Source organism: Massilia sp. HP4, assembly GCF_005222695.1.
Taxonomy (GTDB): domain Bacteria; phylum Pseudomonadota; class Gammaproteobacteria; order Burkholderiales; family Burkholderiaceae_D; genus Telluria.
Genome location: NZ_STGG01000023.1, coordinates 33,559 through 52,342, shown reverse-complemented (window position 1 = coordinate 52,342; position 18,784 = coordinate 33,559). Strand labels below are relative to the sequence as shown.

Below are 18,784 nucleotides of genomic sequence, written 5' to 3'. Positions count from 1 at the left end.
GGGCAATTATAGATTGCCTTTTCGACCTTTGCCGAAGCCCGTCGATCAGTCGGTAGAGGCCCTGATCAGCAGTGCCGTCGAGTGCGCCGCCATGCCCTCTTCGCGGCCCAGGTAGCCCAGCTTCTCGTTGGTCTTGGCCTTGATATTGACCTGCTGCGGCGACACGCCCAGGTCTTCGGCGATGCGCGAGACCATCAGCGGGATGTGCGGCGCCATCTTCGGCTGCTGGGCGATGATGGTGGCATCGATATTGCCGATCGTGTAGCCGGAATTAAGCACGCGGTGCGCGACTTCGCGCAGCAGGGTGCGCGAATCGGCGCCGGCGAACATCGGGTCGGTGTCCGGGAAGTGCTTGCCGATATCGCCCAGCGCGGCCGCGCCCAGCAGCGAATCGATGATCGCATGCAGCAGCACGTCGGCATCGGAATGGCCCAACAGGCCCAGGCGGTGCGGGATGGTGACGCCGCCGACGATCAGCTTGCGGCCTTCGACCAGCGCGTGATTATCGTAGCCGGTGCCGATGCGAAACGGAGGATGGGGATTGTAGGATGCGAGTGCCATGGTCGTGTTTCTTCGGTGTCGGTCAAATGGTGGAATCATGCGCCAGGTACATCTCGGCGATGCGGATGTCGGATGGCAGCGTGACTTTCAGGTTGCGCGGATGGCCTTCCACCAACTTGGGGGCCAGGCCGAGCGCTTCAACCGCGCTGGCGTCGTCGGTGATCGCGGCAGGGTCGGTTGCCGCATCGAGCGCACGGCACAGCAGCGCGTAAGTGAACATCTGCGGGGTCTGGGCCAGCCACAGCCCATCGCGCGGGACGGTGGCGACGCTGCCCTCGCCCCTGCGCTTGACGGTGTCGACCACGGGCAGGGCCAGCAGGCCGCCGGCCTCATGGTCACCAGTCTCGACGATCAGGCGTTCGATGAGCACGGCGTTCAGCCCGGGCCGTGCAGCGTCGTGCACCAGCACGCGGTCTTGCGCTGCTATCGTATCTTGCAGCGCATGCAGGCCGTTGCGGATCGATTCCATCCGGGTTGCGCCGCCGCAGCGCAGCACCGTAACGCGGCTGCCAGCGGCTTTTGCTTCGGGCAGCACGCCGTCGATGAAGGGATCGTCGGCGCTCACCACGACATAGGTGTGCACAACAAGGGGGCTGGAAAGGAAGGCGTCGACCGTGTGGCGCAGCATGGGCTTGGCGCCGATCGCCAGGTATTGCTTGGGGCTGCCTGCCGCCATGCGGGCGCCGACGCCGGCTGCCGGAATCAATGCCACATGCCGCGCACAATGCGACGGCGCTGCCGTGTTCGTCTGTTTCGTGATCATGAACTGCGTCGTGTTGCCTGTCTAAGCAAAGACTGTACCTCACCTGCGCAAACCTTGCCCAGGCGGGCGTATTCCTGCGGCGTATCAATGGCCGCCTGCAAGACTTCGACCTTGGCCATCTCACGTTGAATATAGGGCATCCAGCTGCGGTCGACTTCGCGCTGGAGCAGGTTTCGCGCTTGTCCGATCGGCGCATACAGCGGCTTGCCGGCGAAACGCGCCGCCAGCCGCGCACGCACGATGGCCTCGGCACGGGGCAGGAAGTCCTGGTAGGTCTTCAGGTGGCGCATCTCGTGGGCCAGCACTTCCTGGTAGGAACACGATCCCGGCGGGAACTCGCGGCTGACATAGATCACGATCGGCGCGTAGTACAGGTTGACGTCGATGCGCGGGGCCACGCATTCATGGCCGCTGGCCTGGTCGACCAGCATACGTCCGCCGACCTTGATGCTCACTCGCGCCTCGGTATGCGTCAGGCCAAGCACCCAGGAACCGCGACGCACACTGCCCTTCAGGCGCGTCAGGTCGAAATAGGAACGGGTGTTGTCGATGCGGTAGCCGTCGCCGCGGCTGGACAGCACCGAGATCGTCTCGCCGAGCGTGTCTTCGCATTTCGCCTGGAACGGCGTGCGGGCCTGGGCCGAGGCCGGGGCTGCCAGCAGAAAGACCAACGCGGCCGACATCGGCGCGATCCAGCTCCGACCCGGCCGCATGGTCTTCAGGCAGGCGTCCAGTCGCCGGCCAGGATTTTCTCGAGCCAGAACGTGCCGATGATGGTCTTGACGTCGGTGATCTCGCCCCGGCGCACCATCTCGAGCAGCTCGGGCACGGTGGCGCTGAAGGTTTCCAGGAATTCACCGGCATCGAGCTGCTGCTCGCCGGCGGTCAGGTCTTCGGCCAGGAAGATCTCGAGGTGCTCGTCCGAATAGGCGATCGCATTGTGGATGGTGCACACGAAACGCCAGCGGCCCGCCGTGTAGCCGGTCTCTTCCTTGAGCTCGCGCCTGGCGCATTCGAGGTGGTCTTCGCCCGGGTCGATCTTCCCGGCCGGGAATTCGATGAAGACCTGGGCGTTCGGATAACGGAACTGGCGCTCGAGCAGCACGCGGCCGTCGGGCAACAGCGGCAGGATCACGACGGCGCCGGGGTGGCGGAAGAATTCGCGCTGGCTTTCCGAGCCGTCAGGCAGGCGGATGCGGTCTTTCTCGACTTTCAAAAAGTGGCCGTCGTAGACGACGCCGCCGTCGATGCGGGTTTCTATCAGTTCCGACACTTTGTGCTCCATTCGCTACTCCGTCGATTATGCAGATGGGAAGATCATAAGCCAAACGCGTCGGCGGCGGAGCACCAACCCTGATTACCGTAGGGTTGGCGGCTCCGCCGCCGACGCGTTCAACGAATGGAATTTAAGCGCGCCGCTTGCGCATATACCGCATCACGAAGCCCGGAAACGCCAGCACCAGGAACATGCACCCGGTCACCGCATAAAACTCCCAGGTCTGCACGAACACCGAGCCGATGCGCGATTCCAGCAGCTTGGCCACCAGCCCGACGATGAAATACAGCACCACCAGTTCGAGCAGGCGCAGCGCGAAAGCCTTGTTGCGAGCCTTCGCCGCCGCCTTGCCGCCAGGCACCGGCACGAGCCCGAACAGGCGCTCGTTCACGAACGGCAGATTGGCCCCCGCCAGCGCGAGGGCAATCACCAGCATGACGGCCAGCGAGCTATCCATTGGTCAGCCTCAGTTCGCCAGGGTCGCCTGCATGGCGCTGTAGCAGATCGCCAGCAGGCCGCCAGGAATCACGCCCAGCACGACGATGGCAACACCGTTGAGCGACATGATGACGCGCATGTCGGTCGGGGTCGCGATCGCGGCAGTGTCCACCGCTTCGTCGAACCAGATGGTCTTGACGATGCGCAGGTAGTAGAACGCGCCGATCAGCGAGAACATCACGGCCACGACGGCCAGCCACACCATGCCGGCATCGGCAACGGCCTGGATCACCGCGTACTTGGCGATGAAGCCCACCATCGGCGGCACGCCGGCCAGCGAGAACATCAGGATCGTGGCGACGATCGCGAACCATGGGCTGCGCTTGCCGAGACCCTTGAAGTCGCTGATCAGCTCGGCCTCATGGCCGGCGCGCGCCAGCATCATGATCAGGCCGAAGGTACCGACCGTGGTCAACACATAGATGATGGTGTAGTACATCGCAGCGCTGTAGGCAGCGGCGGCATTGGTGGTGTCGCCGTCGACGTTGCCGACCACCAGGGCCAGCACCACGAAGCCCATCTGCGCGATGGTGGAATACGCAAGCATGCGCTTGATATTGGTCTGCGCGATCGCGGTGACGTTACCGAAGGCCAGCGACAGCACGGCGACCACCAGCAGCATCTGCTGCCAGTCGAAGGCCATCGACGGCAGGGCTTCGGCCAGCAGGCGGATCACGATGGCGAAGGTCGCGATCTTCGGCGCGCCACCCAGCAGCAGGGTCACGGCGGTCGGCGAACCTTGCACGACGTCAGGCACCCACATATGGAATGGCACCACGCCCAGCTTGAAGGCCAGGCCGGCCACCACGAACACCAGGCCGAACACCAGGATGGTGCGGTTCGCGCCTTCGGCGGCAGTTACTTGGCCGATGGTGGTGATGTCGAGCGAACCGGTCGCGCCGTAGATCATCGAGATGCCATACAGCAGGAAACCCGATGCCAGGGCGCCCAGGATGAAGTACTTCATCGCGGCTTCGGTCGAGACGGCGTGGTCGCGGCGCAGCGCAACCAGCGCGTACAGCGACAGCGACATCAGTTCCAGGCCCAGGTAGATCGACAGCATGCTGTTACCCGAGATCATGATCATCTGGCCCAGCATCGAGAACAGCGCGAGCGTGTAGAACTCACCGCCCAGGTTGCCCGACATCATGCCGCGGTCGCCGGCGTACTGGCGCGAGTAGACGATGGTCATGGCCGTGGCCAGGTAGGTGAACATCTTCAGCAGGTTCGACATCGGATCCGACACGTACATGCCACTGAAGGTGTACACGGTCGCGCCCGACTCGAAGTCCATGAAGGACAGGATCGCGCAGCCGCCGATCGCCAGCAGCGACAGGCCGTAGGTCAGGTTGCGCTTGCCTTCTTTCAGGAACAGGTCGATCAGCAGGATCGCGGAAGTCGCGATCAGCAGGAAGATTTCGGCATACACCGGCGCCAGATTGGTGTCGGCGGCCGATAACAGGGTCGAGTTCATTTCATTCATGGCGTTTTATTGAGGCACTTTGCTGACTGCGACGTGTTGCAAGAGGTCGGTGACCGACACTTGCAGCGTCTCGGCGATCGGCGCTGGATACAGACCCATCGCCAGGGTGGCGATTGCCAGCACCGACAGGATGGCGAACTCGCGGCCGTTCAGGTCGGTCAACGCGGCGACTTTCTTGTTGGCCACTGGCCCGAAGATGACGCGCTTGACCATCCACAGCGAGTAGGCCGCGCCCAGGATCAGGGCGGTGCCCGATGCGACACCGGTCCAGAAGTTGAACTCGACGGCGCCCAGGATGACCATGAACTCGCCGATGAAGCCCGAGGTCGCCGGCAGGCCGGCATTGGCCATCGAGAACAGCACCACGAAGGCCGCGAACTTCGGCATGGTGTTGACCACACCACCGTAGTCGGCGATTTCACGCGAGTGGACGCGGTCGTACAGCACGCCGATGCACAGGAACATCGCGCCCGACACGAAGCCGTGCGAGATTGCCTGCATCAGGCCGCCCTGCACGCCCAGGTCGTTGAACATGAAGAAGCCCAGGGTCACGAAGCCCATGTGCGCGATCGACGAATAGGCGACCAGTTTCTTCATGTCTTTCTGCACCAGGGCCACCAGGCCAATGTAGATCACGGCGACCAGCGACAGGCCAATCACGACCGGCGCCAGGTACTGCGATGCGTCCGGGGTGATCGGCAGCGAAAAACGCAGGAAACCATAAGCGCCCAGCTTCAGCATGATCGCGGCCAGCACGACCGAACCGCCGGTTGGCGCTTCGACGTGGGCATCCGGCAGCCAGGTGTGCACCGGCCACATCGGCACTTTCACGGCGAAGGCCATGAAGAAGGCGATGAAGATCAGGATCTGCTCTTTCATCGTCAAGGGCAGCTGATGCCAGGCCAGGATGTCGAACGATTGCGACTGGGTGTACAGGTAGACGATCGCGACCAGGGTCAGCAGCGAACCGAAGAAGGTGTACAGGAAGAACTTGAACGCCGCATACACCCGGTTCGGGCCGCCGAACACGCCGATGATGATGTACATCGGGATCAGGGTGGCCTCGAAGAAGAAGTAGAACAGCAGGCCGTCCAGCGCGCAGAACACGCCGATCATCAGGCCCGACAGGATCAGGAACGAGCCCATGTACTGGGCAACGCGCTCTTCGATCACCTGCCACGCCGCCAGCACCACGATGATGGTGATGAAGGCGGTCAGCGGCACGAACCACAGCGACAGGCCGTCCACGCCAAGGCGGTAGAAGACGTTGAAGCGATCGATCCAGGCCGCCTGTTCATAGAACTGCATGCCATGGGCAGCGTTGTCGAAGTTGGCGATCAGCGGGATCGTCGGCAGCAGGCTGACGACGGCGCCCACGAGCGACATCATGCGCACCATCCCGGCGTTCTTGTCGCGGCCGATGGCCAGGACCAGCACGCCGAACAGGATCGGGAGCCAGATTGCCAGGCTCAGGTACGGTGGAAACGTAGAAATTGTTGACTGCATCATTTTTCTTTATCTCTGCCTGTGATTAACCGCGCCAGAACGGGAAGAAGTACAGCATCGCTGCCAGTACGCCGACGATCATCACGAACGCATAGTGATAGATGTAACCGGTCTGCGCGCGCTTGGTGACGGTCGAGAACCAGCCCACCAGTTTGGCGCTGCCATTGACGACCAGGCCGTCGATCAGGCCACGGTCGCCGACATTCCACAGGCCCTTGCCCACGCCGAGTGCGCCGCCAGCGAAGAACTTCTGGTTGAACGCATCCATGTAGTACTTGTTGTCCAGCAGGGTGTGCAGCGGCTTGAGCTTGGCATAGAAACAGGCCGGCACGCGCGGGTTGACCATATAGCAGTAGTAGGCGGCAACGACACCAGCCAGTGCCAGCCAGAACGGTGCGGTCTGCAGACCGTGCAGGGCCATCGCGCCGGCGCCATGGAACATTTCGCCCAGTTCCGCCATCGCAGGGTGAGCAGGATTGACCGTGATCACGCCATCGAAGAACTTACCGTGCAACATAGGACCGATCGCCAGGTAGCCGATGACAACCGACGGGATCGCCAGCAGGATCAGCGGCAGGGTCACGACCCATGGCGACTCGTGCGGCTTCTGGCCCGGGGCCAGGCCGTGGTGGCCGTGGTCATCGTGTTCTTCTTCATGGTGCGCATCCGAATCATGGTGCGCATGCGGATCGGCGTGGTCGTGCGCAGCAGTTTTGTGATGCGCATGATCGTCATGATGATCGTGAGCATGTGCCTTGCCAAAACGCTCTTCGCCATGGAACACCAGGAAATACATACGGAACGAGTAGAACGCCGTGACGAACACGCCGGCCAGCACCGCGAAGTTGGCGAAGCCCGAACCCGGCAGCGTGCTTGCGTGCACCGCTTCGATGATCGAATCCTTCGAGTAGAAGCCCGAGAACAATGGGGTACCGATCAGGGCTAGCGAACCGATCAGCGAAGTGATCCAGGTGATCGGCATGTATTTGCGCAGGCCGCCCATATTGCGCATGTCCTGATCGTGGTGCATGCCGATGATGACCGAACCGGCGCCAAGGAACAGCAGTGCCTTGAAGAACGCGTGGGTCATCAGGTGGAAGGCGGCGACCGAATAGGCCGACACGCCCAGCGCCACGGTCATGTAACCGAGCTGAGAAAGGGTGGAATAAGCAACGACGCGCTTGATGTCGTTCTGGATGATGCCCAAAAAGCCCATGAACAGCGCGGTGATCGAACCGATGACGATGATGAACGACAGTGCGCCATCCGACAGCTCGAACAGCGGCGACATGCGCGACACCATGAAGATGCCGGCGGTAACCATCGTTGCGGCGTGGATCAGTGCCGAGATCGGGGTCGGGCCTTCCATCGAGTCAGGCAGCCAGACGTGCAGCGGGAACTGCGCCGATTTACCCATCGCGCCGATGAACAGGCAGATACAGGCGGCGGTCAGCAGCGGCCAGTCGGTGCCCGGCACGGTCATCAGGGCCAGCTGGTCGGCCTTGTCGAACACTTCGACGTAGTTCATCGTGCCGGCGCTGGCCAGGATCAGGCCGATGCCGAGGATGAAGCCGAAGTCGCCCACGCGGTTAACCAGGAAGGCCTTCATATTGGCGAAGATCGCGGTCGGACGGGTGTACCAGAAGCCGATCAGCAGGTACGAGACCAGGCCCACTGCTTCCCAGCCGAAGAACAGCTGCAGGAAGTTGTTGGACATGACCAGCATCAGCATCGCGAAGGTGAACAGCGAGATGTACGAGAAGAAGCGGTTGTAGCCGTCGTCTTCGGCCATGTAGCCGATCGTGTAGATGTGGACCATCAGCGACACCGAGGTCACGACGCACATCATCATCGCGGTCAGGGTGTCGATCTGGAAGCCGACCGCCAGTTTCAGCGTGCCGACCGTCATCCAGGTGTAGAGATCTTCATTCAGCTTGAAGCCGTCGAGCGTGGCCATCAGGGTTTGCACCGAGATGATCAGCGCGATCAGCACGCCCAGGATGGTCGCCGTATGCGACACCTTGCGGCCGACCACATTGCCCAGGAACTTGGTGCCGAGCAGGCCGGCGATCGCCGAGCCTGCCAGCGGCGCCAGAGGCACCGCCAGTAAGAGTGAGGTTGAAATTTGCCCCGCCATGTTGAACCTTATTCGTTATTAGTTATCGAGACGAGCTCATCAGCCTTTGAGGCTGTCGAGGTCTTCCACGTTGATCGTGTCCAGGTTACGGAACAGGACCACCAGGATTGCCAGGCCGATTGCGGACTCGGCGGCAGCGACGGTCAGGATGAAGAACACGAAGATCTGCCCCGCCGCGTCCCCCAGGTAGTGGGAAAACGCGATGAAGTTCAGGTTCACCGCCAGCAGCATCAATTCGATGGCCATCAGCAGGATGATGATGTTCTTCCGGTTCAGGAAGATACCGACCACCGAGATCGCGAACAGGATCGCGCCCAGGATCAGGTAGTGTGCGAGCGTCAAGGTCATTTTGGCTCCTTCGGTTCGGCGGCGGCGGCGGCAGCTGCAGCAGCAGCGGCTGCGGCCTTCTCGACGTTCGCTGCGTCGATGGCGCGCTGGTTGACCGTCGCGACCTTGACGATCTTGAGGCGGTCGTTACGCTTGACCCGAACCGCGAGGCCCGGGTCGATGGCTTTGGTGTCCTTGCGGCGACGCAGGGTCAGGGCGACGGCGGCGATGATCGCCACCAGCAGCACCACGGCGGCGATCTCGAAGCCGTAGATGTAGCGGGTGTAGATCTGCAGGCCCAGTTCCTTGGTGCCGCCGATGTTCAGGGCAGCCGCTTCGGCGCTCTGCTCGAAGTTGCTGTAGCCGTGCCACAGCACGACGCCCATCTCGAGCACGATCAGGCCGCCGACGATGGACGCCACCGGCAGGTAACCCCAGAAGCCTTCGCGCATGCGGTCGATATTAATGTCGAGCATCATGACGACGAAGAGGAACAGCACCATGACGGCGCCGACATAGACCAGCACCAGCACGATGGCGAGGAACTCGGCCTTCAGCAGCAGCCAGATACCGGCCGCGTTGAAGAAGGCCAGCACCAGGAACAGCGCGGCGTGGACCGGATTCTTGGCCGTGATGACGCGCAGTGCGGCCAGCACCATGATGGCCGCGAACACGTAGAACAGAACAGTTGTAAATGTCATGACTTACCCAGGACCCTTATGTTTAGCGGTACTTCGCGTCCGCCTCGCGGGCGGCGGCGATGTCGGCTTCGTAGCGGTCGCCCACGGCGAGCAGCATCTCTTTGGTGTAGTAGAGATCGCCGCGTTTCTCGCCGTGGTATTCCAGCACGTGGGTTTCCACGATCGAGTCGACCGGGCACGATTCTTCGCAGAAGCCGCAGAAGATGCACTTGGTCAGGTCGATGTCGTAGCGCGTGGTGCGGCGGGTGCCGTCATCGCGCTGCGACGATTCGATCGTGATCGCCATCGCCGGGCACACCGCTTCGCACAGCTTGCAGGCGATGCAGCGCTCTTCCCCATTGGGGTAGCGGCGCAGCGCGTGCAGGCCGCGGAAGCGGTTCGACATCGGCGTCTTTTCTTCCGGGTACTGGACCGTGATCTTGCGCGACAGCGCATATTTCCCGGTCAGGGCCAAGCCCTTGATCAACTCGGTCAGCATGAGGCTGCCGAGGATTTCTTTCATTCGAGACATGTCCGTTCCTTACTTCCAAATATTCCACGGCGTCTGCATCCAGACGGCAACGACGACCAGCCAGATCAGGGTCAGCGGGATGAACACTTTCCAGCCCAGGCGCATGATCTGGTCATAGCGGTAGCGTGGGAAGGTACCGCGCACCCAGATGAAGAAGGTCACGAACAGGAAGGCCTTCAGGAACAGCCAGAAGAAGCCGATGAAGCCGCCAATGGTGCCGCCCACTTCGAGGAAGGCGAACGGCGCCGACCAGCCGCCCATGAAGAACAGCGAAGCCAGGGTACCGATCAGTATCATGTTGCCGTATTCGGCCAGCATGAACATCGCGTACGACATACCCGAGTACTCGACCATGTGGCCGGCCACGATTTCCGATTCGCCTTCGATCACGTCGAATGGGTGACGGCCGCATTCGGCCAGGCCCGACACGAGGTAGATGATGAACAGCGGGAACAGCGGCAGCCAGTTCCACGACAGGAAGTTGATCCCCATGTCGGCGAACATGCCCACTTGCTGGCCGGCGACGATGCCCGACAGGTTCAGGGTGCCCGAGACCATCAGCACGACCACCAGCACGAAGCCCATCGGGATTTCGTAGGAGATCATCTGGGCCGAGGCGCGCATCGCGCCCATGAACGAGTACTTCGAGTTCGAGGCCCAGCCGGCGATGATGATGCCGTAGACTTCGACCGAGGTGATCGCCAGCAGCAGCAGCACGCCGGCGTTGACGTCGGCCAGCGCGAACTGCGGGCCGAACGGCACCACGACCCAAGCCGCCAGCGCCGGCATGATCGTCATGATCGGGCCGATGATGAACAGGTTGCGGTTCGCCTTGGCCGGGATCACGATCTCCTTGATCAGGAGTTTCAGGCCGTCGGCCATCGGCTGCAGCAGGCCGCCAGGACCGACGCGGTTCGGGCCGATACGGATCTGGATCCAGCCGATGAATTTACGTTCCCACAGGGTGGCGTAGGCGATCGCGATCATCAGCGGTGCGACCACCGCGACGATCTTGATGATGGTCCAGACCAGGGGCCAGACCGGGCCGAGCAGGTCGGCGCCGCCGGCGTTGAACGAATCGATATAACCGGGCGTTGCCATTACTTGCCCTCCCCTGCTTTTTCAACTTGGATGGAACCGAACATCGCGCCGAGCGTGGCCACGGCCGGGTGGCCGGCAGCGACACGCACTGCGTTCGACGGCAGGGTCTTGTCGACATTGGCGACCAGCACGGCCGAACCGCTGCCCTGGGTGACCTTGACCTTGTCGCCGGCATTGACGCCGATCGATTCGGCGACCGCTTTCGACAGCGTGACCAGCGGCGCGTTGGCGTCGGCGGTGCGCTGCAGCGGCTCGGAACGGCGGGCCAGCGCGTCGGTGAAGTACACCGGCACGTCGGTCAGGCGCTCGAGCTGGCCGGCCGGGGCGTACGAACCCGCGGTTGGCGCCAGGCTCGCCTTGTTGTTCAGCTTGGCCGACAGGTCGGTATTGCCTTTGCCGAAGGCTTCGTCGCGGATCGCTTCCGAGGTGTCGTAGTCGAAACCTTGCAGGCCGAGCAGGTTGCCCAGCACGCGCAGCACTTTCCAGGCTGGACGCGCTTCGGCCAGCGGACGCACGGTGCCGTTGAAGCTCTGTGCGCGGCCTTCGCAGTTCACGAACGTGCCCGAGGTTTCCGAGAACGGCGCGATCGGCAGCAGCACGTCGGCGTAGTCCATGCCGTGCTTGAAGGCCGACATGGCAACCACCATTTCGGCGCCCTTCAGGGCGGCGACGGCTTGCTGCGGGTTGGCCGCATCGAGTTCCGGTTCGGCGTTCAGCAGCACATAGGCTTTCTTCGGCGTGGCGAAGATCGACTCTTTCTTGCCAGAGACAGCACCGACCAGGTGGCCGCCGACGGTATTGGCAGCGTCGACCAGGTAGCCGAAGCTGCAGCCGGTCTGCTCGGCGATCCACTGCGCGGCGGCGTGGATTTGCGACGCTTGCGGGTGCTGTGCGGCGGCGTTACCCAGCAGGATCGCGCCTGGCACCTCGACGTCACCGACGACGACCAGCGAAGCGGCGATCGCCTTGGCGATATCGGAGGCTTCAATGCCTTCGAAACCGGCTGGCACGGCGATGTTCTTGTCGGCAGCGATGGCAACCACGACTTCCGACAGCGCAACCAGCCAGTCGCTTGGCGCGGCGACCAGTTTATGGGCCGTCCTCATCAGGAGTTCGTCGTCGCTACCGGTCAGCAGCGACAGGCGCAGGCCCGATTTGGTCGCAGCGCGCAGGCGGGTCGCGACCAGCGGATGATCCTTGCGCAGGAAGGAACCGATGACCAGTGCACGCTTGAGCTTGCTGATATCGTTGATCGGCATGCCGAGCCACGGGGTCACCTGGCCGTCCAGCGCGAAATCGCTCTGGCGCAGGCGGAAGTCGACATTCTCCGAACCGAAGCCGCGGAACGCCTTGTTCAGCAAATACAGTTCTTCCACGGTCGAGTGGGCGGTGGCGACGGCCGCAAGGCTGTCGGCGCCGTGCTCGTGGCGGATATTGCGCAGGCCGTGGGCAACATATTCAAGGGCCGTCGACCACTCGGTCTCGATCCACTTGTTGTCCTGCTTGATCATCGGTTTCGTCAGGCGATCGGCATTGTCCAGCGCTTCGTACGAGAAACGCTCTTTATCGGACAGCCAGCACTCGTTGACCGCTTCGTTCTCGAGCGGCAGCACGCGCATGACCTTGCCGCCCTTGACCTGGACGATCAGGTTGGCGCCCAGCGAATCGTGCGGCGAGACCGACTTGCGGCGCTGCAGTTCCCATGGACGTGCCGAGTAGCGGAACGGCTTGCTGGTGAGCGCGCCGACCGGGCACAGGTCGATCATGTTGCCGGACACTTCCGAGTCGACGGTCTTGCCGACGAAAGTCGTGATCTCGGAGTGCTCGCCGCGGCCCAGCATGCCGAATTCCATGACGCCGGCAACTTCCTGGCCGAAACGCACGCAACGGGTGCACTGGATGCAGCGCGACATCTCTTCCATCGAGATCAGCGGGCCCGCTTCTTTCGGGGCCACCACGCGTTTTTCTTCTTCGTAGCGCGAGCCGCTCTTGCCGTAGCCGACGGCCAGATCCTGCAACTGGCATTCGCCGCCCTGGTCGCAGATCGGGCAATCCAGCGGGTGGTTAATGAGCAGGAATTCCATCACCGACTTCTGGGCCTGCACGGCCTTGTCGCTGTGGCTGCGCACGATCATGCCCGGCGACACTGGCGTGGCGCATGCCGGCAGCGGCTTGGGCGCCTTCTCCACTTCGACCAGGCACATGCGGCAGTTCGCTGCGATCGACAATTTCTTGTGATAGCAGAAGTGCGGAATATAGGTGCCGAGTTTGTTTGCGGCGTCCATCACCATGGAACCCGGTGGGACTTCGACTTTCTTGCCGTCTAATTCGATTTCAACCATTTGATCGTTACCTGACCTGGTTTAAAGGTATGCGGGCACGAGGCAGTGCTTGTGCTCGATGTGATATTCAAATTCCTGGCGGAAGTGCTTGATCATCGCCTGGACAGGCATCGCGGCCGCATCGCCGAGCGCGCAGATGGTGCGGCCCTTGATGTTGTCGGCGATGTTGTTCAGCAGATCCATGTCTTCCGGACGACCCTGGCCGTTCTCGATGCGGTGGACCATGCGGTACATCCAGCCGGTGCCTTCACGGCACGGGGTGCACTGACCGCACGATTCCTCGTAATAGAAGTACGACAGGCGCAGCAGCGACTTGACCATGCAGCGAGTCTCGTCCATGACGATGACGGCGCCCGAACCCAGCATCGAACCGGCTTTCGCGATCGAATCATAGTCCAGGTCGGTCTGCATCATGAGGTCGCCAGGAACGACAGGCGCCGACGAACCGCCAGGGATGACGGCCTTGATCTTCTTGCCGCCGCGCATGCCGCCCGCCAGTTCCATCAGGGTCGCGAATGGCGTACCGAGCGGGACTTCGTAGTTGCCTGGACGCTCGACGTCGCCCGAGATCGAGAAGATCTTGGTGCCGCCGTTGTTCGGCTTGCCGAGCGCCATGTAGTTCTCGGCGCCGATGTTCAGGATGAACGGGACGGCCGCGAAGGTCTCGGTGTTGTTGATCGTGGTCGGCTTGCCATACAGGCCGAACGAGGCCGGGAATGGCGGCTTGAAGCGCGGCTGGCCCTTCTTGCCTTCGAGCGATTCCAACAAGGCGGTTTCTTCGCCGCAGATATAGGCGCCGTAGCCGTGGTGGGCGTGCAGCTGGAAGCTGAACTCGCTGCCCAGGATGTTATTGCCCAAAAAGCCCGCCGCGCGTGCTTCTTCCAGCGCTTCTTCAAAGCGCAGGTAGTCCGCGAAGATCTCGCCGTGAATATAGTTGTAACCCACGGTGACGCCCATCGCGAAGGCAGCAATGGTCATGCCTTCGATCAGCGAATGCGGGTTGTAGCGCATGATGTCGCGGTCCTTGAACGTGCCCGGCTCGCCTTCGTCGCTATTACAGACGAGGTATTTCTGGCCCGGGAACTGGCGCGGCATGAAACTCCACTTGAGGCCGGTCGGGAAACCGGCGCCGCCGCGACCACGCAGGCCCGAGGCCTTCATGTCGGCGATGATCTGCTCAGGGGTGATCTTTTCTTCGATGATGCGGCGCAGCGCCGAATAGCCGCCACGATTGACGTAGTCGGCCAGGTGCCAGTTTTCGCCGTTCAGGTTGGCGAGGATCAGCGGTTTGATGTGACGGTCGTGCAGGCTGGTCATTTGTTCAGTTCCTCAAGCAGGGCGTCGATCTTGGCGTCGCTCATGAACGAACACATGCGGTGATTGTTCACCAGCATGACCGGTGCGTCGCCGCAGGCGCCCATGCATTCGCCTTCCATCAGCGTGAATTTGCCGTCGGCGGTGGTGTCGCGGAAGTCGATGCCGAGCGCGTCCTTGATGCGCTGGGCCGCGCGTTCGCCGCCCGACAGCGCGCATGGCAGGTTGGTGCACACGGTGATCTTGTGCTGGCCGACCGGCTTGATGTTGAACATATTGTAGAAAGTCGCCACTTCCTGCACGGCGATCGCCGGCATGCCGATGTAGTCGGCAATTTCTTGCATGGTTTCAGGCGACAACCAGCCCAGTTCGACCTGGGCATGGGCCAGCGAAGCCATCACGGCCGACTGGCGTTGATCGGCTGGGTACTTGGCCAGCTCGCGATCGATTTTTTGGTAGCACTGCTGCGATAACATTTTCTCTCTGCCCTTCCCTTATCGGTCGATACTGCCGAACACGATGTCCTGGGTACCGATGATGGCCACCGCGTCAGCGATCATGTGGCCGCGTGCCATCTCGTCGAGGCTCTGCAGGTGGACGTAGTCCGGAGTGCGGATTTTCAGGCGGTATGGCTTGTTGGCGCCGTCGGAGACGATATAGATGCCGAACTCGCCCTTCGGGTGCTCGACCGCGGCATAGGCCTCGCCCTCGGGGACGTGGAAGCCTTCGGTGAACAGCTTGAAGTGGTGGATCAGCGATTCCATATTGGACTTCATGTCCATCCGGTTCGGCGGCGCGATCTTGTTGTTGTCGATCATCACCGGGCCTGGATTGGCGCGCAGCCAGGTCAGGCATTGCTTGATGATGCGGTTCGACTGGCGCAGTTCTTCCACGCGTACCAGGTAGCGGTCGTAGGAGTCGCCGTTGGTGCCGACCGGGATGTCGAACTCGACCTTGTCGTAGGCCGCGTACGGCTGGTGCTTGCGCAGATCCCAGGCAATGCCCGAGCCGCGCAGCATGGCGCCGGTAAAGCCCATGGCTTTCGCGTCTTCGGGGCTCACGACACCGATGCCGACTGTACGCTGTTTCCAGATACGGTTATCGGTCAGCAGGGTCTCGTATTCGTCGACATAGCCGTCGAAGCGCTTCGTGAACGCGTCCAGGAAGTCGATGACCGAACCCTGGCGGTGTTCGTTCAGCTCGGCGATCGCCTTGGCGCTGCGGATCGGCGACTGCTTGTGCTGCGGCATGGTGTCCGGCAGGTCGCGATACACGCCGCCCGGACGGTAGTAGGCCGCGTGCATGCGCGCACCCGACACCGCCTCGTACACGTCGAACAGGTCTTCGCGGTCGCGGAAGCAGTACAGGAACGGGCCCATGGCGCCGATGTCCAGCGCGTGCGCGCCGAGCCACATCAGGTGGTTCAGGATGCGGGTGACCTCGTCGAACATCGTGCGGATGTACTGGGCGCGGATCGGCGCTTCGATGCCGAGCAGCTTCTCGATCGCCAGCACGTAGCCGTGTTCATTGCACATCATCGACACGTAGTCGAGACGGTCCATGTACGGCACCGATTGCAGGTAGGTGCGGGTCTCGGCCAGCTTCTCGGTGCCGCGGTGCAGCAGGCCGATATGCGGGTCGGCGCGCTGGATCACCTCGCCGTCGAGTTCCAGCACCAGGCGCAGCACGCCGTGCGCTGCCGGGTGCTGCGGACCAAAGTTCAGGGTGTAGTTCTTAAGCTCAGCCATTATTTCGTCCCGTAGGTCTCTTCGCGAATCACGCGCGGGATGTTCTCGCGCGGCTCGATCGTGACGGGTTGGTAGATCACGCGTTTCTGTTCCGGGTCGTAGCGCATTTCGACATAGCCCGAGACCGGGAAGTCCTTGCGGAACGGATGGCCGATGAAACCGTAGTCGGTCAGGATGCGGCGCAGGTCGCCGTGGCCGTCGAACAGGATGCCGTACATGTCGAACGCTTCGCGCTCGAACCAGTTGGCGGCGCGCCAGATCGGGGTGATGGTCTCGACCAGCGGCATCTCGTCGTCCGGGCAGAACACGCGCACGCGGACGCGCCAGTTCTTCGAAATCGACAGCAGGTGCACCACGACCGCGAAGCGCGGACCTTCGTAGGTGCCTTCGCCATAGGTCGAATAGTCGACGCCGCACAGGTCGATCATCTGTTCGAATGCCAGGGTCGCGTCGTCGCGCAGGGTCTGCATGGTGCGGATATAGTCCGCCGCCTTGACCACCACGGTCACTTCGCCCAGCGCCGCCGACATGGCAACGCCCTCGCCCAATGCATTTTTCAGGGCGAGTTCAAGGGTCTCGAGTTTTGTCGTCATGGAGTACGCCGTCCGTTTTTAGCGCGCGATGGTATTGGTGCGCTTGATCTTGTTCTGGAGCTGCATGATGCCGTAGAGCAGCGCTTCGGCAGTCGGCGGGCAGCCTGGCACGTACACATCGACAGGGACGATGCGATCGCAGCCGCGCACTACCGAATACGAGTAGTGGTAGTAGCCGCCGCCGTTGGCACAGGAACCCATCGAGATCACCCAGCGCGGTTCGGCCATCTGGTCGTAGACCTTGCGCAGCGCCGGCGCCATCTTGTTGCACAGGGTGCCGGCGACGATCATCACGTCGGACTGACGCGGCGATGGACGGAACACGATACCGAAGCGGTCCATGTCGTAGCGGGCCGCGCCCACGTGCATCATCTCGACCGCGCAGCAGGCCAGACCGAACGTCATCGGGAACATCGATCCCGTACGCGCCCAGTTGATCAGCTTGTCGGCTGTGGTGGTGATGAAACCTTCGTTTAATACGCCTTCAATTGCCATGGCTTATTCCCAATCAAGGGCACCTTTCTTCCAGATGTACCAGAAACCGACCACGAACTCGGCGATGAACACCATCATCGTGATGAAACCGGTCCAACCCAGCTCGCGCATCGAGACGCCCCATGGGAAGAAGAATGCCGTTTCCAGATCAAACAAAATGAACAAGATCGCGATCAGGTAGTACCTGACGTCGAACTTCATGCGTGCGTCTTCGAACGCTTCGAAGCCGCATTCATACGGGGACAGCTTGGCATCGTCGGGCTTGTGGGGCCCCAGCAGGCGACCGAGCACCTGCGGGGCGACACCGACACCGATGCCAACCAGGATAAAGAGAAGAACGGGGAGATAATTTTCGAGGTTCACAGATGAAGCTTCCTGAACGATCGGTTAATGGGACGCTGCGGGGATGCAGCACCGAATCGTGCGAACCTGGCTTCTAGCCTGCCACCAGGACCGGACGACGATCCTCGTAAAAAAGCCAGCTCAGGCATGAGGAAAAACTCGTGCGCCCTTGCTGGCTTTCTTTCTAAATTTTGGTGCCGACGGCGAGACTCGAACTCGCACAGCTTGCGCCACTACCCCCTCAAGATAGCGTGTCTACCAATTTCACCACGTCGGCTGGAGACCAGTATTTTACCCTGCCTTAGCATGACTTATCAATGCTCAAATTGCGTAATCACAAGGATATTTGCGAATTTTTTGAATCATGTCGCCGAATAATCGATGGCTCATCAATTACTTCCGCCGACAGACCGCACTGCTAAACAGGATACGTGTCAATATTCCAGGGTCACGCATCGGGTGGCTTGATACTTTAGCCACGCGCCGCAGCATTCTACGCCTAAAAACACAAACGCGCCGTAGAACGGCGCGTTTCTGGACAACAAGTGTGGCGCGCTTGCCGCCCCCGCCCTTGTTTACTTCGCTGGCGCGGCTGGCGCTGGGGCAGCAGGCGCCGGGGTCGCCGGAACGGCTTCGGCCGGGGCAGCGTTGCTGGCCGGCAGGCTCGGCACGTCGGCCGGTGCGGTCTGGGCCGGTGCGCCGCCAGGGATACCGCTCGCCGGTGCCTGGCTCGACGGCACGGTCACGCGACCCATGACGCCGCCGCCGCTCTCGCCGCTGCTGCCGCTGTTACCGATATAGGCCAGGGCCAGGGTCGAACCGAAGAAGATCGCGGCCGCGACGGCGGTCGACTTCGACAGGAAGTTCGACGAACCCGAGGCGCCGAACAGGCTGCCCGAGGCGCCCGAACCGAAGGCCGCGCCCATGTCGGCGCCCTTACCGTGCTGCATCAAGACCAGGCCGATAATGGCCAGGGCCGAAACAACCTGCACGACGATAATCAAATTGAACCAGATCATTGCAATTCCATTCCAAGTTTAAAACAACGTTTTTAAATTTCTTATATTTTCAAAAGATTCGAAAATT

General features: G+C 61.9%; 20 protein-coding genes and 1 tRNA gene. All 21 read right to left on the bottom strand.

Features of this window, described 5'->3' with window-relative positions; all coding sequences use genetic code 11:
• Positions 1–45: 45 nt before the first annotated feature.
• Positions 46–561: a 2-C-methyl-D-erythritol 2,4-cyclodiphosphate synthase gene (ispF, locus tag E8M83_RS11030; RefSeq protein ID WP_137173410.1), complete on the bottom strand. Its 516-nt coding sequence runs from the start codon at positions 559–561 to the stop codon at positions 46–48.
• A 22-nt stretch (positions 562–583) separates the two neighbouring features.
• Positions 584–1,324, bottom strand: a complete 741-nt coding sequence (gene ispD / locus E8M83_RS11025) for a 2-C-methyl-D-erythritol 4-phosphate cytidylyltransferase (RefSeq protein ID WP_137173409.1) — start codon at positions 1,322–1,324, stop codon at positions 584–586.
• Complete coding sequence (locus E8M83_RS11020; RefSeq protein ID WP_137173408.1) at positions 1,321–2,007, bottom strand: hypothetical protein; 687 nt, start codon at positions 2,005–2,007, stop codon at positions 1,321–1,323. The genes ispD and E8M83_RS11020 overlap by 4 nt, the downstream gene beginning before the upstream one ends.
• Before the next feature lie 35 nt (positions 2,008–2,042).
• Positions 2,043–2,609, bottom strand: coding sequence for an NUDIX domain-containing protein (locus E8M83_RS11015; protein ID WP_137173407.1), 567 nt, complete (start codon positions 2,607–2,609; stop codon positions 2,043–2,045).
• Between the two features lie 121 nt (positions 2,610–2,730).
• Positions 2,731–3,057 carry a DUF2818 family protein gene (locus E8M83_RS11010; RefSeq protein ID WP_137173406.1) on the bottom strand — a complete coding sequence of 109 codons (327 nt, stop codon included), beginning with the start codon at positions 3,055–3,057 and terminating at the stop codon, positions 2,731–2,733.
• A gap of 9 nt (positions 3,058–3,066) precedes the next feature.
• Positions 3,067–4,581 (bottom strand): NADH-quinone oxidoreductase subunit NuoN, encoded by a 1,515-nt coding sequence (gene nuoN / locus E8M83_RS11005; RefSeq protein ID WP_170976765.1) that lies wholly within the window; start codon positions 4,579–4,581, stop codon positions 3,067–3,069.
• A 6-nt stretch (positions 4,582–4,587) separates the two neighbouring features.
• Positions 4,588–6,090, bottom strand: coding sequence for an NADH-quinone oxidoreductase subunit M (locus E8M83_RS11000; protein ID WP_137173405.1), 1,503 nt, complete (start codon positions 6,088–6,090; stop codon positions 4,588–4,590).
• Positions 6,091–6,112: 22 nt separating this feature from the next.
• Positions 6,113–8,224 carry an NADH-quinone oxidoreductase subunit L gene (gene nuoL / locus E8M83_RS10995; RefSeq protein ID WP_137173404.1) on the bottom strand — a complete coding sequence of 704 codons (2,112 nt, stop codon included), beginning with the start codon at positions 8,222–8,224 and terminating at the stop codon, positions 6,113–6,115.
• Positions 8,225–8,263: 39 nt separating this feature from the next.
• Positions 8,264–8,572, bottom strand: a complete 309-nt coding sequence (gene nuoK / locus E8M83_RS10990) for an NADH-quinone oxidoreductase subunit NuoK (protein ID WP_123067878.1) — start codon at positions 8,570–8,572, stop codon at positions 8,264–8,266.
• Positions 8,569–9,252: an NADH-quinone oxidoreductase subunit J gene (locus E8M83_RS10985; RefSeq protein WP_137173403.1), complete on the bottom strand. Its 684-nt coding sequence runs from the start codon at positions 9,250–9,252 to the stop codon at positions 8,569–8,571. The genes nuoK and E8M83_RS10985 overlap by 4 nt, the downstream gene beginning before the upstream one ends.
• A gap of 22 nt (positions 9,253–9,274) precedes the next feature.
• Positions 9,275–9,763: an NADH-quinone oxidoreductase subunit NuoI gene (nuoI, locus tag E8M83_RS10980; protein WP_137173402.1), complete on the bottom strand. Its 489-nt coding sequence runs from the start codon at positions 9,761–9,763 to the stop codon at positions 9,275–9,277.
• 9 nt (positions 9,764–9,772) lie between these two features.
• Positions 9,773–10,864, bottom strand: a complete 1,092-nt coding sequence (nuoH, locus tag E8M83_RS10975; protein WP_137173401.1) for an NADH-quinone oxidoreductase subunit NuoH — start codon at positions 10,862–10,864, stop codon at positions 9,773–9,775.
• Positions 10,864–13,206: an NADH-quinone oxidoreductase subunit NuoG gene (gene nuoG / locus E8M83_RS10970; protein WP_137173400.1), complete on the bottom strand. Its 2,343-nt coding sequence runs from the start codon at positions 13,204–13,206 to the stop codon at positions 10,864–10,866. The genes nuoH and nuoG overlap by 1 nt, the downstream gene beginning before the upstream one ends.
• A 21-nt stretch (positions 13,207–13,227) precedes the next feature.
• Positions 13,228–14,523: an NADH-quinone oxidoreductase subunit NuoF gene (nuoF, locus tag E8M83_RS10965; protein ID WP_137173399.1), complete on the bottom strand. Its 1,296-nt coding sequence runs from the start codon at positions 14,521–14,523 to the stop codon at positions 13,228–13,230.
• Positions 14,520–14,996, bottom strand: a complete 477-nt coding sequence (gene nuoE / locus E8M83_RS10960) for an NADH-quinone oxidoreductase subunit NuoE (RefSeq protein WP_137173398.1) — start codon at positions 14,994–14,996, stop codon at positions 14,520–14,522. The genes nuoF and nuoE overlap by 4 nt, the downstream gene beginning before the upstream one ends.
• 18 nt (positions 14,997–15,014) lie before the next feature.
• Complete coding sequence (locus tag E8M83_RS10955; RefSeq protein WP_123067871.1) at positions 15,015–16,268, bottom strand: NADH-quinone oxidoreductase subunit D; 1,254 nt, start codon at positions 16,266–16,268, stop codon at positions 15,015–15,017.
• Entirely contained in the window at positions 16,268–16,861 is a 594-nt protein-coding gene (locus tag E8M83_RS10950) for an NADH-quinone oxidoreductase subunit C (protein ID WP_137173397.1), read from the bottom strand. The genes E8M83_RS10955 and E8M83_RS10950 overlap by 1 nt, the downstream gene beginning before the upstream one ends.
• An 18-nt stretch (positions 16,862–16,879) precedes the next feature.
• Positions 16,880–17,356, bottom strand: coding sequence for an NADH-quinone oxidoreductase subunit B family protein (locus E8M83_RS10945; protein ID WP_005666428.1), 477 nt, complete (start codon positions 17,354–17,356; stop codon positions 16,880–16,882).
• Positions 17,357–17,359: 3 nt separating this feature from the next.
• A complete protein-coding gene (locus E8M83_RS10940) occupies positions 17,360–17,719 on the bottom strand; it encodes an NADH-quinone oxidoreductase subunit A (protein ID WP_109347068.1) in 360 nt (119 codons plus the stop codon).
• A 171-nt stretch (positions 17,720–17,890) separates the two neighbouring features.
• Positions 17,891–17,975: transfer RNA gene (locus tag E8M83_RS10935), tRNA-Leu, on the bottom strand.
• Positions 17,976–18,273: 298 nt separating this feature from the next.
• Complete coding sequence (gene secG, locus E8M83_RS10930) at positions 18,274–18,717, bottom strand: preprotein translocase subunit SecG (protein ID WP_137173396.1); 444 nt, start codon at positions 18,715–18,717, stop codon at positions 18,274–18,276.
• Between the last annotated feature and the right edge of the window lie 67 nt (positions 18,718–18,784).